Below are 15530 nucleotides of genomic sequence, written 5' to 3'. Positions count from 1 at the left end.
TTCGGGTTCGGTCAAAGACAAAGAGATCAGCGCACTGAAGGCGAAACTGGCCAAGGCCGAGACTGATGCAGCGGCCAAGCAGAAAGAACTGGAAGCCGAGATCACCCGCCTGAATGGTGAAGTGGACAGCCTCAAAGCCACGGTTCAGACCAAGAACAACGAGATCACCGCACTGAAGGCCCAACTGTCCAAAGCCGAGCTTGATGCAGCGGCCAAGCAGAAAGCGTTGGAAGAGCAGATTGGCACGTTGCAAACCCAGGTGAGCAGCTTGGAGTCCACCGTCACCGGCAAAGACGACGAAATCACCTCACTCAAAACCCAACTGGCCGAGTTGCAAGCCAAGTTTGACCAAGCGGTCAAAGACGCAGCCGAGCAACAAAAGACCCTGTCTGACAAGATCGCCGCCCTGGAAGCCTCAGGCACCGCCAAGGACAACGAGATAGCCAGCTTGAAAGCGCAGTCCATCGCAGCGATTGCGGCGGCAGAGGCCACACAATCTGCGCTAAAGGCCGAGCTGGATCTGTTCAAAGTCAAATTGCTCGAGCACTTCAAGCTGACCCATACTGTTGATCACCCAGACCTGCTTGTAGAGTCGGGTGGCAACTTGGCTGAACTCAAAGGCGATTTGGGCCACGATACGTTGAAGCTGGCCTTCGCTGAAGATCAAGCAGTGACGATTCAGAAGAGTCAGTCATGGTCGAAAGTCTCATCAGTTGAAGCCTTGGCCATTGGGCCTGTGTCGGCTGATGTGTCTATTGAGCTGAGCAAATCTGCATTCACCGCGGGCATTCGAGAGGTTGATTTGAGCGGTGATTCCCTCTCAAATGGCGTGAATAAAGTGGACGCCTCTCTTGCAGACTCAACACAATCGCTGGTTTTGAAAGGCTCTGCTGGTTCGGACGAACTGATTGGTGGTGCTGGAAATGACAAGTTGATTGGTGGGGAGGGGGCAGACCTTCTGATCGGTGGGCCCGGTATTGATTTCTACGACCTGACCGAAGAGGTTCAGGTCCAGGATGAGATTCGTGACTCCGGCTCCGCCCTTGATATCGACCTCACTGGAGTCATCACAGGCTTCGACATTGTTGTTGGTTCCAAGCAAGGCGTGGATGTGGTGACCTTACTGACCACAAAAACGGTCAGCGGCGTCAACGGTGACTATGATGCAGCGACTCATTCCTTCAAGGCCAACGAATCAGGGGCAAGTCGCTTGCTGTTTGGCGCTGATGAAGCAATGATGGCCCCGAAAGTGGGCGACTTGGGGCTGCTCGTGGTGAATTACCAGAACGAAGAGCCAGTCCATTCTTAAAGCAGGCAAAACATGTGGTTTGCGAATTCGGAAGGTCAGGGTGTTGCGGTTGAGTCACTGGTGGCCATGGCCCGCCACCGAGGGCATGCCCTCACTCACGCCGAGTGCGAACAGGCGCTGATGCAAGCCACACAGGACGACCCAACGCAGCGTTTTCTTGCCGCTTGGGTTGCCCTGATCCCCGGGGAACGAGTGTCCGAGGTGCCCGCCGCCTTGGTCACTGCGCAGCATTTCCCGGCTTGGTCGTTCAATCAATTTGGCCTGCCTGTCTATCATTCAACCCAGCCAGAAGGCGACTCTGCCAACTCGTACTGGACTGTTCATGAGTCTGGCGTGGTCGAAGACGAATCGCCTGTTGCCAAACCCGCCACACACGCCATCAAACTGGCCTTGTTGACCTACAAACCCGTGTTCATCAGGGCGGCTGTGATCACGGTCTGTGTCAACTTGCTGTCTGTGGTGACCTCCCTGTTTGCCATGCAGGTGTACGACAGGGTAGTGCCCAATTTCGCCACAGCGACCCTCTGGGTCATGGCCTTGGGGGTGTCCCTGGCGATCGCCTTGGAATGGGCGTTGAAGAATCTGAGGCACAGCTTTGTCGAAGGCATTACCGAAAAAGTGGATCGCGCGCTGTCCCAGTTCTTCTTTGATCAAGCGTTGGTATTAAAGCTCGACGCCCGGCCGCAGAAAGTCGGAAGCATGGTGGCTCAAATCCGCGATTACGAGCAAGTGAAGTCGTTTTTCACCTCAACCACTTTGTTTGTTGTTGCAGACCTGCCGTTTGCATTGGTCTTTATCGGCATCATTGCCTTGCTGGGTGGGTATGTGGCCTTGGTGCCGCTGCTGTTCATTCCAATCAGCATTGCGGTGGGGATGATCAGTCGGCGCCCACTGGAGCGCCTGCAGCAGCAGCAAAACGATGAATCCGCCCGTCGTCACGGTGTGCTAATCGAGGCGTTGCAAAATGCTGAAATGGTGAAGTCCCAAGCCATGGAATGGCGTTTTGGGCTTGTGTGGCAAGAGTTAACCACCAAACTGGCTTCAAATGCCAAAAAAATTCGTAGCCTGAGTAGTCACACGCAATACCTCATCCAATCCATACAGCAGCTTGCGTATGTGTTCATGATTGTTACTGGTGTGTACGTCATTCAGGCCGGTAACTTGACCATGGGTGGCTTGATTGCCTGCTCGATACTCGCTGGCCGTGCGCTCGGGCAAATCAGTCACGTGTCGTCTGTGCTCGTGCAATGGCACCACACCAAAAGTGCGCTCGACATTCTCAACAAAATGTTGTCCAAACCTTCGGACGACGATGGCAAGCGAGTCGCCAGCACATCATCGCGCGAATTGGGTTATCAAATCGGCCCCTTGTCTTACCGCTACGAGCGCAACAGCGAGCCGCACTTTCAATGCAAATCCCTTGACATCAAGGCCGGTAGCCGAATCGCCGTGATTGGGCGTAACGGCAGCGGCAAAAGCACCTTGCTTCGGCTACTCGCGGGCTTGGCAACGCCCAGCACAGGGCAAGTTCGCCTTGGCGGGCTGGACATGCAGACCGCCCGGCATGGCTGGCTTCGGGCCAACGTGGGGTATCTGCCTCAAGAGGTGCGGTTGTTCTCCGGAACACTTCGAGACAACCTCGTCTTCGGCTTGAGTCTTCAAAGCGATGATGCGCTGACTAATGCGTTGCGGGCCACCGGCCTGGACCGTCTGGTGAGCAAGCACCCCAAAGGGCTGGACATGTTGATCCGCGAGGGTGGGGCAGGGCTATCCGGCGGGCAGCGACAACTGGTGGCTTTCACAAGGATGGTGCTTCAACAGCCGCTCATCTGGCTGTTGGATGAGCCGTCTGCCAGCCTGGATCGGGAAAGTGAAAGCAAAGTGATGGCAGTACTTGCCGCTTTGCCCCAACCATGCACAGTTGTGCTGACCACGCACCAACATCATTGGCTGGACTTGGTGGACCGTGTACTCATTGTCGAAGAAGGGCATATACGCTCAGACACCACGCCTGAAGCCCTGCGGGAAATGGCTGCAGCCTCAACCCGCAAAGTCAGCCCCTTGACGCGCTCTGCGGGGGGCGCGACATGAATCGACACTTTGAATTGCTCAAAGCACGGTTGCCGGAGGAAAGGGATACCCGCCGTGAGTGGGTGATGCGCGGCGTCATCGGGCTGTTGGTCTTGATTGTGCTTTGGTCCCTGTTGTTCACCATTGAGGAACAGATACGTGCCTCAGGCACCGTCATCGTGTCCAGTCGGTCTCAACTGATTCAGATTGTTGACGGCGGAACCCTCCAAAAACTGCACGTGCACGAAGGTGATGTGGTGGAAAAGGGGCAGTTGCTGGCCAGCTTGGACCCCACACGTTACCAAGCCAGTAACGACGAAATCGCCGCCAAGGCAGCCTCGTTGCGCGCCAACATCGAGCGCTTGGAGGCGGAACTCAGTGGCCTACCTTTGACATTCTCTGAGAGCGTCAAGGCGTACCCTGACCTGGTTCGCACCCAACAAGCCTTGGCTGCGAAAAGGCGTCAGGCGCAGCAAGAAGAATTGGCGGCCATTGCGCAGTCTCGCCAATTGGCTCAACAAGAACTTGATGCCAATTTGCGTGCACTGAAGACAGGTGATGTTGGGCAAATGGATGTGATTCGCGCCCAACGCCAGGTCAGTGACTTGCAAGCGCAGTATACGAACAAGCGCAACGGCTTTCGGCAAGAGGCCCAAACCGAAATGACCAAAAACCGGGCCGAGTTGGACCAAACTGCTGAAGTACTGACCCAGCGCAATGAAGCCGTGTTGTCCACCTCCGTGCGTTCACCCATGGCCGGAGTGGTTAAAAACATTCGTTACACCACCTTGGGGGCGGTGCTAAAAAGCGGTGACGAGCTAATGCAAATCGTACCCAGCAATGAGCCGATGATTGTTGAGGCCAGGGTGCCCCCCAAAGATGTCGGTTTTCTCAGGTCTGCCATGGAGGCGAACGTGAAGCTTGACGCGTACGATTACACCCGGTACGGCATGCTCAAGGGCAAGGTCACCTACATTTCGGCGGACACCCTCACGGAAAACCTCAAACAGGGTGAGATGCCGTATTACCGTGTTCACATTCAGACCAACGACCCGGTTGGGCGTCTGGCACGCTTGGAGATCAGGCCAGGGATGACTGCCATGGTTGAGATCATTACTGGCGACCGGAGCGTCGCAAGCTTCGTGGCCAAGCCCTTGCGGCGTGGGTTCAATGAAGCCTTGCATGAGCGCTGAGCAGCAGAGGTAGCCGCAATAACAAAAAAGCCAACTGAAATTCAGTTGGCTTTTTTCAATTTGGTTGCGGGGGCAGGATTTGACACTTATCTACTACCGCCTGTGATGGAATATCCTAATTAAATTCAGTGGGTTATGAAACTTGACAAACGACCAGGGGGACTCATCAGCTATGAAGAGCTGGGTTGAAGCAGCAAAACTTCAGGCCAACGAGTATGGGCAAAAATTGGTACGCCAGGATGAGCTGCTGGACCCCAAGTCCTTTTGTAAGCGGTCCGGCATGAGCGAATCTGAGCTGCAAGATGCCATGAGGGAAGGGCGGCTGTTCGGTCTTGAAATTGGCGACGTGCTTTACTTACCAGCTTTTTTCGCCGAACGTTCCCTCAACCGTGATTGATTAGAGGAAGTTACTTTGCTGATGGGTAATCTGAGTGGTGCTCAAAAGTGGGTGTTTTTCACTAGGCCGAAGGGGTCGTTGAGTGGAATAACCCCTTTGGAGGCCCTTCGGCAGGGAAGAATAGATGCAGTGTCAATCTCCGCCAAAGGGTTTGCTGAGCGGTGAGGGCGGTTGAGCCCCTGCCGCTCATTCAGTTCTGACTTTTCAGTGTGCGGTACTGTTGTCCAAGCCGTTGCTCCAATCCGTGTCGTCGTTGTTTCCATCTAAGGCCTTTCTTTGATTCAGGGGTACCAGGATATCCCCGAGGGTATACGAATTGCTGATGGATAGCTGCTCTGTTGTGGCCATGACTATGATTTCTTCATGGAAGCTTTCTTGGCAGGTACCTTCCGGGTTTTGCATGAAGAGGTTGCCGGAAAACAGCAATGTCGGTACTTCAAACTTTGCCTGATAGCCCAATAGCTGACCGATATCCCATATCAAAACAGGGAAACGACGGGTGTCGTTTGGCTCGCTTCGATATTCGAGGTAGGGAATAGCATGGGCGCATGCCCATACGTCGTGGACACCGCCCCCTGGCACCTGGATGAGCATCATCGCGGTGCTTTTGTTTTCCTGGCTGGTTGGAACAAACAGAAGGTTTGTGACTGAAACAATGACTTTTTTTATACCGGTCGGCAGTTCATCGCCCTGGATGGGTACTTCTACCCCTACAAACCTGCAGCGCCTGCTGTGGTTGTTCAATGCTTCGTCAATCAGCGAATAGTATGCGTTGTGCATGTTCATGCTCCAAAAAAATTTGTGCCGGACAATTCCGGTTGATCGTTTAGGAGATGGGTTTAAACAAAGATAGGTTTTACGGATAAGGGATAAAAAATTTTCCAGACCCCGAATTTGATTTGTGAATGACAGAGCACGAGAGGCTTGTTCTGAGCCGGTGGAGCGTTGTTGACTTAAGAAACGATAGGTTAGTTGTTTCCTCGAGCGGAAGTCAGAAGGCTTGTCTTTATCGACTCAAAATTGAAAGCATGAGTTACCTTCTGTCTAGTAAGTTTCTCCTGTGTCGCTAGTCAAGTGACATAATTGTTCCTAGCCAACTCCGATTAAGAGACTGTCCTATGACCCTAGACTTTGGAAAGCTAAATGCCGGCTCTGGTGCTAAGCAGACTGACCCTCGTAAGATATTTACTACGTTGAAACGTGACGCTCGTTTCAAGCGTCCATTGGACGAGCAAGCAGACGTGCTTGATGCTTGGTATGCAAGGCGGACAGCGAAAGATCTGACAATCAAGATGAATACGGGCGGGGGCAAGACAGTAGTTGGCCTACTCTGCTTACAGAGTGCTTTGAACGAAAACGTTAAGCCAGCGGTTTACATCACACCAGATAACTTTCTAGTCAGTCAGGTAATGGAAGAGGCCGATGCACTTGGTATATTTGCCACTACAGATGAGAAAAGCCCCGATTTCCTCGCAGGGCGAGCCATATTAGTTGTGAACGTTTGGAAGCTCTTTAATGCGCGATCAGTTTTTGGGGTTGGGCAGACCAAGATACCTATCGGTTGTGTCGTCGTCGACGATGCCCATGCGTGCCTCGGTGTTGTCCAAGATCAGTTCTCAGTAAAAGCACTTGTCGGGACGCCGGTTTACGATGGGCTACTGAGTCTATTTGAAAACGACCTAGACCATCAGTCTCCCACCGGTTTACTTGACTTGAGGGCCAAGGATTCTAGTATCGTTATGGCAGTGCCCTATTGGTCTTGGCAGTCCCGTCAAAAGGAAGTCATCGCGCTGCTGCACGCTCAACGGACATCCTCTGAGCTGGAGTGGAGTTGGCCCCTGCTGGACGAGTGCATACCATTTTGTTCCTGTTTGTTCAGTGGGGGGAAAGTAGAAATATCCCCTTACTTCATCCCGACTGACCGCATCCCCTCTTTCGCCCATGCTCGGAGGAGGATCTACATGACGGCCACGCTAGCGGACGATTCAATCCTTGTAGGCCACTTCGGTGCGGATGCGAACGAGGTCAATAAGCCCATCCGGCCTAAGGGAGGTGGGGATATCGGGGATCGCATGATTCTTGCGCCGCAGGAGATTAATCCTGATTTCGAGATTGAGGATATCCGGGAGCTCATATCGGCGATTGCAAAAAAACTGAATGTAGTCGTCATTGTTCCGTCTAAAGAGCGGACGAGATTCTGGAAAGACATAGCAAATCAAATTCTAGATAAGGACAACATCCAGGAAGGTGTACAGCGCCTTAAGAAAGGCCTTGTTGGATTGACCGTGCTAATAAACAAGTACGATGGCATTGACTTACCTGGGGATGCCTGCAAGTTACTCGTAATTGACGGATTACCCGAGGTCTATGGGCTTACTGAGCGGCTAGAAATGTCACTTCTGGATGGTACAAAGCGTCAGTTGGTGCGCCAAATCCAAAGAATCGAACAAGGAATGGGGCGTGGCGTGCGCTCTAGCGACGATCATTGTGTTGTACTTTTGCTTGGCGGCAGACTTACACAACGTCTTCATCAACCAGAAGCTGAGTCGATGTTCTCCTCAGCTACTCTGGCTCAGATCAACCTTGGGAAAGAAGTTGCTGCTCAGTTGCGTGGGCAGTCACTTGAAAAACTCAATGAGATTATGAACCTGTGTCTGGATCAGAATGATGATTGGGTTCAAGCCGGGCGCAATGCTGTTGTAAACGCCCCGCCAAAAGATGACGCACACATTGATTCAAATCAAGTATTACTTCGAGAGGCATTTGATGCGGCGCGAATCGCTAGACACGATATTGCGATCCAAAGAGCCCAGGCAGCGGTAAATCAGACCTCTGAATGCCAGGTTAGGGGGTACCTGAAACAGCAATTAGCGCAATACACGAACTTCACTAATCCAGCGCGGGCGCAGGAACTACAACTTGCTGCTGTAAGTGATAATCACAGGCTTCTGAAGCCTTTGGCAGGGACGACATATCACCGCCTCAGTGCGCCGCCCAGTGGGCAGGCTGGGGCGGCCATACAGTTTATGACTCGCTTTCTGGAAGGTAATGATCTCATTATTTGGGTCAACGGATTGCTGGAAGATCTCCAGTGGGGTGAAGAGGGGACTAAGCGCTTTGAAGCAGCATTGAAAGAATTGGGAGCGTTCCTTGGTTTCGGTTCTGAGAGACCGGAAGATCAAACAGGCCGAGGTCCTGATAACCTTTGGGCACTCGGGAGCTCACGCTATTTCGTTATCGAGTGTAAAAGCGGAGCAGTATTGACAGAGCGAATTTCTAAGCACGATACAAATCAGCTAAATGGTTCAATTGTTTGGTTTGATGATAAATACGGCCCTACCTGCAATAGGGTCCCCATCCTTATTCACCCCAAGACAGTTTTTGAACACGCCGCATCACCTCATATCGACATCCGAATCATCAATGATCGGGGTCTTAATCAGATGCGTACCGCCATTAAAGCGTACTCCGTTGCATTGGCCTCCTCTGGTGTATTCACCGATGCAAGGGCTGTTGAGAAGCAGTTAAGTTATCACAAGCTTTCTGCCCATGAGATTGAAGCTTTGTGCACGGTTACACAAGGTGGCAAGTAACATTAGATGCGTTGGACCCGGTAATTGCCCACGAGATTCCGTAGCCTATCTTCTCAAGAGGTGAAAGACCGAACAAGGGTTGCTTAAACAGACTTATCCAAAGATTTCTAAAATCATTGTTTATCCTATACCTACTTGGCTTTTACGCATGTCTTGAGGCCATGTCACAGGTTTTTCCTACTCTTTTGGGACCATAACACTTATAAACACCTGTTACGTCATCGGATGTTCTTGAATTACAAGAACAATGATGAGGCTCTCAAAAAATCTCGGCAGGACCGTCCCAGTCCGCCGGGCGCGCCTCACCGGTCTGGTAGAACTGCTTCACCAGTTTCACGTATTCCAGAAAATCCCGGTTCTCCGTGGCCAGTCGATTGGCCATGTCCCAATCGATTTCGTCACGCTCGCGGGCCGGTATGAGCACCTGACTGTCGGCAGGGTTGTCCACGTCCAGTTTGATGAAACCGATGCCGTGGGCGGCGAACAGCATCCGCAGTTCCTTTAGGGTGTCGGTGCCGCCGATTTCCGCCGCCACCAGATAGCCAAAGTTGGCCCACGAAGAATTCGACACTGCCTGAAAAAAACACTCGCGCACGTTCGAACGGTTGATCAACAGCTTGGCCTCGAACGACCACAACTTGGTGCGCTTGTCGGAATACTGGTTGACGCAGTCCCGCACCTCCTGGTGCCAGTCCGCGCCCAAGTCTTCCATGCCAACTACGTCCGGGTAAAGCCAGCGGTTCCCGTTCGGGCCGCGCTTATTCGATGAACGCTTCTCATCTATGCGCTTGGAGAACACGCCAAACTCCTCCCACAGGTATTACGACAGCAGCGGGTACAGCGCGTGCTCGTCAATTTTCAAAATACTCGCATCCGCAGTCGTCGATGTCCCCTCGCTTTCGACAGCCGCCACTTCGGCGCTGTCCGAGCGCTCCGAAAAGTAGTAACGGCGCGGCCGTCCTTCTGTCGTTTTGAGTTCCGGATGCTTCGTTTGCATACGCGGGCGCTGCGAGCTGATTTCTGCAACGAGCTGCTGCACCAAATCCGCATCGGACTTGATGTAGTCGCCACGGCTGTTAGCACGCTTTTCCTGGCACTCATCCGGGTATGAAGCGAACACCCACTCGGCGATCTGCCGTGCAGTGAATTTCTGCTCGGGCCGATCCTTCAGGTAGCCAATGACGGCCTTTGCAAGATTGAGTGCCATGTCTCCCCCTCAGAGCCGGAAAAGTTTTTTGATTTCGTTCTCTGCCGTCACCGGCATCTCATCTTTCTCATACTGACGAACACTGGCTACGATGGTTTTTGCTCGGGTGATCTCGTCGTTCACCCATTGAGCGTATGAGGAACTTGCATTCAGATTATCGATAACCGCGAAGAAATAGTCCTTCTGGTTTGCCTGGAACCAGAAGCTCAGGCCGCAGACCCATTTCTCCATCTCGAAGGAAGATCGAAACGGAAACCCTGCAGTCGCATTCCAATACTTGAACAACCGAATGGACGGCTTGATCAGCGACTTGTTCTCTTTGTTCTTTGCCTCAAGCGTTGCGTTGAAATCATTCGGGTTGGTCGTCATCCAACTGCCAGAGCCATTCGGAATCTGCAGCTCGCCGAGCCAGGTCGTAGTTGCGGGAACGAGGTCGAACTTGATGTGGTTCAGCTCCAGGACAATGGTCGGACTGGACTGGCGGATATCCGAAGATTTGTAGTACTTCTCGACAAAAGCCTTCAGCCGATTCAGATAAGTCTGAGGCGTGGCGTTGTTCTCGCTGAACACGATCATGTAATCAATATCCGAACGCTCATCCATAGAGCGCGGAAGAATCGTGCCTCGAGTCGACGAACCGAAGCGGAAGTGCTGCTTGATTACGCCACTGCTGAAATGCTGGCCAACCCGGGTTTGCAACGTGGAGATCGATGTCGTGATCGACGACTGCTCAGCTGTGGAGAGCACGGCACTACTGGCCGTGTCCGTCAGAAAACTCAATACCGACATCCTGTCATTTCTCCTTGTCCACTTTGTGGGTGGCTTCGCCTTCTTCGATCCCTTTGCGAGCTGCGACAAATGCGCGCCTTGAAATACTCGGGCTCTTCTGGTTCAGATCATTGCGTGCAGAGGAAAGCGCCTTCAATCTCTCAGAAAGCTCGTCCAGCCGATCTGTCTCAAGCAGTTCGATCTCGCGAAAAAAGCGGGCTTCATTTCGGAGAGCCAGGAACTGTCCGGCAGCTGCCCGGTGCATTGCAGCGCGCTCGTTCGGCTTGAGAAAGGTCATCAACCCCGTCAGCAGCGACGCCAGCAAGGTGAAGGCACTGGCCAACTCGGGTTGGCTTTTAACCAGAGCGGCACCTGCAATTGCACCAAGAGCGGTTGCAGGCACACCCAGCCAGTAGTTGCGCCGAACCCATGTATCTTCGGCGTTGAAATGCCCCTTGCTCGAATACAGGGCATCTTCTTCCAGTCGCTTAGCCTCTCTGCAAAGCGCAGAAATCTTGGCTTGATCCTCTGGCGGTGTCCCGGTCATCACGTCCTCCCGCACCTATTCGTTCTCATGCTGACGCTCCAGTCTGTGGCGGAGCCTTCGACGGAATCGCGCCCTGCTGATAGGTCGCATCGAAAACGGTGTCCGTCAGCCAGCGCTTGAAGTTAGGGTTGTCGCTGAACTGCTTGAACAGTTCGGTGTGGTCGGACAGCAGCTCCAACACCACCCGGTTGAGGGCCTTGTCGTGCTCCAGCTTAGCGTTTTGCTTGTCGGAGTTCGCCTGCGCGTTCTGGTAGGCCTTGTCCTGCGCCACACGTGCCGGGATTTCCTCGGCGATGACCTTGCGGATCTTGTCCTCGTCCTTCCACTCGATGTTGCCGAACAGGTCGTTGAAGGTCTTGATGATCGCGGATAGCCGGTCGATGTCGGCTTCGCCCTTGCCGCCTCCACCACCGGGCGGGACCGGCTCGACGGTGGCATCGGCATCGTCCATCGCCATCTTCAGCGCTGCTTTGGCCTCCACCCGGTAGCTGTCCATGTCGATGGTCTCCAGCACCCCCTTGGACAGGTCTTCCTCCTTGGGCGCGGGCAACTTGGGGATGAGGAAGTTCAGGAAGATCGACAGCTTCTCCCACGTCGGGTGACCGTAACTCAGGATCGCGGCGAGGAAACCGTAGCTGCGCACGAAGGCCTTCGCCTTCCCCTTGAACTTGACCTGATCGTCCTCGCCGAGCTGGTCGGTGTATTCGACCACGCACGCATCGAGGATCGGATCGAGTTTGTCCCGGTCTGCGCCGCTCAAGTAAAGCGCCACCAAGGCTTCCACCTGCTGCCAGCTATACACTTGCTGCCCGTCGAGTTCAGCCTTCAGGTCGTGCAGCTTGTTGGCGTCGGTTTCGCCGGTCTGTATGGTGGCGCGGTAGTAATCCTGGAACGCCGCCTTCACTGCCTCGGCGTTGTCGGCGAAGTCGAGCACGAAGGTGTCGTGCTTCTGTGGATGCGCCCGGTTCAGGCGTGACAGGGTCTGCACCGCCAGCACGCCCGCCAGCGGCTTGTCCACGTACATCGTGTGCAGCAAGGGTTCGTCAAAGCCGGTGACGAACTTGTTGGCGACGATCAGGAATCGATACGGGTCTTGCTTGAGATTGGCCGGAATGTCCTTGCTCGGAAACCCGTTGAGATCGGCCTCGGTCTTTTTCTGCCCGCCAACCTCGAAGTCGCCCGAGTACGCCACGATGGCCTTGTACGGGCTCTTAATCTGGTTGAGGTAGTCCGACACCTCGCGCCAGTAGTCAATGGCCCGCGCGATGCCGTTGCAAACGATCATCGCCCGCGCCTTGCCACCGATCTTCTGTTTGCCCGCCACCTGCGCGATGAAGTGATCGACCATGATCTCGGCCTTGCGGCGGATGGCCTTGTCGTGCGATTCGACGTAATGACGAATCTTCTTCAGCGCCTTCACTTTATCGAATTCCGGATCGTCAGCCACCGTCTTGGCCACTTGGTAGAAGCTGTCGTAGGTAGTGTAGTTCTCCACTACGTCGAGGATGAACTTCTCCTGGATCGCCTGCTTGGTGGTGTAGGTCAGCTCCCCGGGTGAACGGAACTGCACCTTGTCACCGACCAGCGTTTTCTCACCGAATAACTCCAGCGTCTTGTTCTTGGGTGTCGCGGTGAACGCAAAGTAGCTGGCGTTAACCAGCAGCTTGCGGGAGGCGATGCGCCTCTCGATTTCCGCGTTGACCGCATCCTGCGTGCTGTCCTCCTCGAACTCCTCCTCGGCCACCTTGCCGCCAAGGGCTTCGTGCATCCGCGCTGTGGTCTTGCCGCCTTGGCTGGAATGCGCTTCGTCGATCAACAGCGCGAAGCTCTTGCCGGAGAGGTCGCCCAGCTCATCAAGAATAAACGGGAACTTCTGCACCGTGGTGACGATGATCTTCTTGCCCTTCTGCAAGAAGCCTCGCAGTTCCTGGGCGTTGTCGGAGTGGCCGAAGATTGCCGCCACATGGTCATATCCCTTGATGGTGCGGGCGATCTGCGTGTCCAGCGCACGCCGGTCGGTGATGACGATGATGGAGTCGAACTGCGCCACCATCGGTTCATCCTTGCGGCGCAGTTCCACCAACTGGTGCGCCAGCCAGGCAATGGTGTTGCTCTTGCCGCTGCCTGCCGAATGCTGGATCAGATACCGCTTGCCCACCCCATCGGCATGTGCACGGCGCAGCAAGGCGCGTACCGTGCGCAGCTGATGGAAGCGCGGGAAGATCTGCTTGCGCCTTTTCTTCTTCTTGCCGCTGGCATCCGCTTCTTCCTCTTCCACCACCTGCGCGTAGCTCTCGATGATGTTGGCCAGCGATTCGCGGGTCAGCACTTGCTTCCACAGGTAATCGGTCTTCAGACCATCCGGGTTCGGTGGGTTGCCCGCGCCACTGTTCCAGCCTTGGTTGAACGGCAGGAACCACGAGGCTTTGCCCTTCAGCTCGGTGCAGAACGCGGCCTCCGCGTCATCGACTGCAATGTGCGCCACGCAACGCCCCAACTGGAACAGCAGTTCCTGCGGGTTGCGTGTGGTCTGGTACTGGACGATGGCGTCGGCCAAGGTCTGCTTGGTCAGCGAGTTTTTCAACTCAAAGGTCAGCACCGGCAGGCCGTTGATGAAAATCGCCAAGTCCAGCTCGTTGCCGGAATCATTGCTATAGCGCACCTGCCGAGTAACGCTGAAAATGTTCTTGCCGAATGCGTCTGCTGCGGCGGCATTGCCCGGCGTGGGCAGCAGCTTGTAGAGATCGACGTGCACCGGGCCGTGACTCACGCCCTTGCGCAGCACGTCCACCACGCCACGCTTGGTGATCTCGCCTTGCAGGCGGTGCAGGAACTGGGTGCGCTTGATGCCGTCCGCCGCCAGTTCCAGCGTTTCAACCGCCTTGAGTTGGGTGGCCTGCAAGAAGGCCAGCAATTGCGCCACATCCAGCGCCACGTCGCGGTTGTAGTCGGTGGGCTTGCCTTGCACGTAGCCGTTGTGGGTGGCGGCAAAGTCCGTGGAGACCAGATCATGGCTGTACTCAGGCTGCGGCACACCGGTCAGGCCGCGCACCACGCGCGCCTCGAACCAGCGCTCGCTGGTGTCAGAGTGCTTCATGCCTCACCTTCCTTCGCTTTTCCGGCCGCAGGCGCGGCCTCTCCGCTGGACATCGAAGGGGCTGACACTCTTGGCGCTGTGGCTGCAGCCAGGGCTTTGCTGGCCAAGTCCTTTACCTGTTCAGAGAACCCAGGCACCGCCCGCATGGCCTGCTTCACCGCATTCGACGATGCGAGTTCATGCCAAGGACTGCCGTGGCTGTCGGTTTCCACCAATCGAAGCGGCAGTTCATCCAGCCTAGTCAGCGCAGACGTCAGGAGTTTTGCCTCCATGTCTTTGTCGAATCTTGCTGCTTCGCGACGGAAACCCTCGTAGGCCCTGGAAATCGAGGCCTTGAAGGCATAGTCCTCCGAAAGCCGGAACCTCTGGCCGATCTGTTTTGTAGACAGCCATGCAAACCAAACCGGAGCGCCTACTGACAGCACGGAAAGCAGCAGGTTGAGGAGCACCACGGACGTTGCAACATCGGGAGTCTTGAACAACTCCGCCAATGAGTGCAGTTGGGCCGAGCCGAAGTAACTCCCGGCGGCCAGTGCTATGACCAATCCCACCACCCAGAACCACATGGATATCGACAAGGTACTGGAACGTTCGCTAAACGCTGCTGCCAGCCCGACGCTGGTAGCTGCCGAATACGCGGTCTCGCATCGTTCAAGAACTGCCTTGGCGTCGTCTGCAATCTTGTTCAGTTGCTTGTCAAGTACCCCCGCCCCCTCCCTAATTCGCAGTACGGCGCCTTGCTCTCGGGTAGCGTCTTTGACGAGATCATCGATCTTCTGCCGAGCTTCAGCCAACGACTCCAAGTCCGTAGGCAACTGGTCGGCAGCGTGATACGCCTGCTCGATGCGCTCAACCATCTTGTTGAGTGCTGTGGCGCGAGGTTCAAGGTCATTCAGGCGCGCCTCCATTCCCCGCAGCTGTTGGGTCAGCCTTTTCAGTTTGGACGCCGCCTCGGCGCAATCATCTCGAGTTAATACCGGATCGAGCGCCTTGCGCAGCCCTTGGAGCGTCAGCATGTATGCGGGCACGGCCTGCCCGGCATTGCTCCACAGTTGTGCGACCGTCTGCTGCTGAAGGTGCTGAAGGCGACGCACGTAGTCTTGCAAGCGTGCCTCTTGCTCCCCCAAATCATCGCTGCCCCGTTCTTCGATCAAGTCAACGATAGCCTCGGCTTCTTCGATCAGCTCCGCTCGAGTCAGCCCTGGAAAACCCCAGTTCGAATGCGCAATTCCGAAGGGTTCGTCGTTGGGAACAGAGGTTTTGACTTGTGAGACAAGCGCTCCCAAACGCTCCTGGATCGTTTTCAGCGTCTTGTGCATTTCATTGCCTCCCTCTGGCCAGCGAGAGGC

The 15530-nt window shown here is 54.9% G+C and carries 9 protein-coding genes and 2 pseudogenes; 5 read left to right on the top strand and 6 right to left on the bottom strand.

Annotated elements, in window-relative coordinates; genetic code table 11:
- The 4 genes and pseudogenes from ACK4FF_RS14460 to ACK4FF_RS14445 form a co-directional block, all read left to right on the top strand.
- Nucleotides 1-1309 (top strand): annotated as a pseudogene (locus ACK4FF_RS14460) (hypothetical protein); the annotation flags it as partial.
- 12 nt (nucleotides 1310-1321) lie between these two features.
- Nucleotides 1322-3400 (top strand): ATP-binding cassette domain-containing protein, encoded by a 2079-nt coding sequence (locus tag ACK4FF_RS14455; RefSeq protein WP_409710819.1) that lies wholly within the window; start codon nucleotides 1322-1324, stop codon nucleotides 3398-3400.
- Nucleotides 3397-4572 carry an HlyD family efflux transporter periplasmic adaptor subunit gene (locus tag ACK4FF_RS14450; RefSeq protein WP_409710817.1) on the top strand — a complete coding sequence of 392 codons (1176 nt, stop codon included), beginning with the start codon at nucleotides 3397-3399 and terminating at the stop codon, nucleotides 4570-4572. The genes ACK4FF_RS14455 and ACK4FF_RS14450 overlap by 4 nt, the downstream gene beginning before the upstream one ends.
- 172 nt (nucleotides 4573-4744) lie before the next feature.
- Nucleotides 4745-4969 (top strand): hypothetical protein, encoded by a 225-nt coding sequence (locus ACK4FF_RS14445; protein ID WP_409710815.1) that lies wholly within the window; start codon nucleotides 4745-4747, stop codon nucleotides 4967-4969.
- 204 nt (nucleotides 4970-5173) lie between these two features.
- Here ACK4FF_RS14445 and ACK4FF_RS14440 read toward each other — a convergent pair whose 3' ends face one another.
- Complete coding sequence (locus tag ACK4FF_RS14440) at nucleotides 5174-5749, bottom strand: hypothetical protein (protein ID WP_409710813.1); 576 nt, start codon at nucleotides 5747-5749, stop codon at nucleotides 5174-5176.
- Nucleotides 5750-6087: 338 nt separating this feature from the next.
- Here ACK4FF_RS14440 and ACK4FF_RS14435 point away from each other — a divergent pair, with 338 nt between their 5' ends.
- Nucleotides 6088-8562 (top strand): helicase C-terminal domain-containing protein, encoded by a 2475-nt coding sequence (locus tag ACK4FF_RS14435; RefSeq protein WP_409710811.1) that lies wholly within the window; start codon nucleotides 6088-6090, stop codon nucleotides 8560-8562.
- A 259-nt stretch (nucleotides 8563-8821) separates the two neighbouring features.
- On the opposite strand, the pseudogene ACK4FF_RS14430 reads toward ACK4FF_RS14435, so the two are convergent.
- The 5 genes and pseudogenes from ACK4FF_RS14430 to ACK4FF_RS14410 form a co-directional block, all read right to left on the bottom strand.
- A pseudogene (locus ACK4FF_RS14430) lies at nucleotides 8822-9769 on the bottom strand (COG2958 family protein).
- Between the two features lie 9 nt (nucleotides 9770-9778).
- Nucleotides 9779-10558, bottom strand: a complete 780-nt coding sequence (locus tag ACK4FF_RS14425) for an SMODS domain-containing nucleotidyltransferase (protein ID WP_409710809.1) — start codon at nucleotides 10556-10558, stop codon at nucleotides 9779-9781.
- Nucleotides 10559-10562: 4 nt separating this feature from the next.
- Complete coding sequence (locus ACK4FF_RS14420; protein ID WP_409710807.1) at nucleotides 10563-11084, bottom strand: SLATT domain-containing protein; 522 nt, start codon at nucleotides 11082-11084, stop codon at nucleotides 10563-10565.
- A gap of 25 nt (nucleotides 11085-11109) precedes the next feature.
- A complete protein-coding gene (locus tag ACK4FF_RS14415) occupies nucleotides 11110-14181 on the bottom strand; it encodes a type I restriction endonuclease subunit R (protein ID WP_409710805.1) in 3072 nt (1023 codons plus the stop codon).
- Nucleotides 14178-15500, bottom strand: coding sequence for a hypothetical protein (locus ACK4FF_RS14410; protein WP_409710803.1), 1323 nt, complete (start codon nucleotides 15498-15500; stop codon nucleotides 14178-14180). Before ACK4FF_RS14410 ends, ACK4FF_RS14415 begins: the two co-directional genes overlap by 4 nt.
- Nucleotides 15501-15530 lie beyond the last annotated feature (30 nt).

Origin of the sequence: Limnobacter sp. (genome assembly GCF_046297615.1) — a bacterium.
Lineage (GTDB): Bacteria > Pseudomonadota > Gammaproteobacteria > Burkholderiales > Burkholderiaceae_B > Limnobacter.
This window is presented reverse-complemented; position numbering and strand designations above follow the sequence as displayed.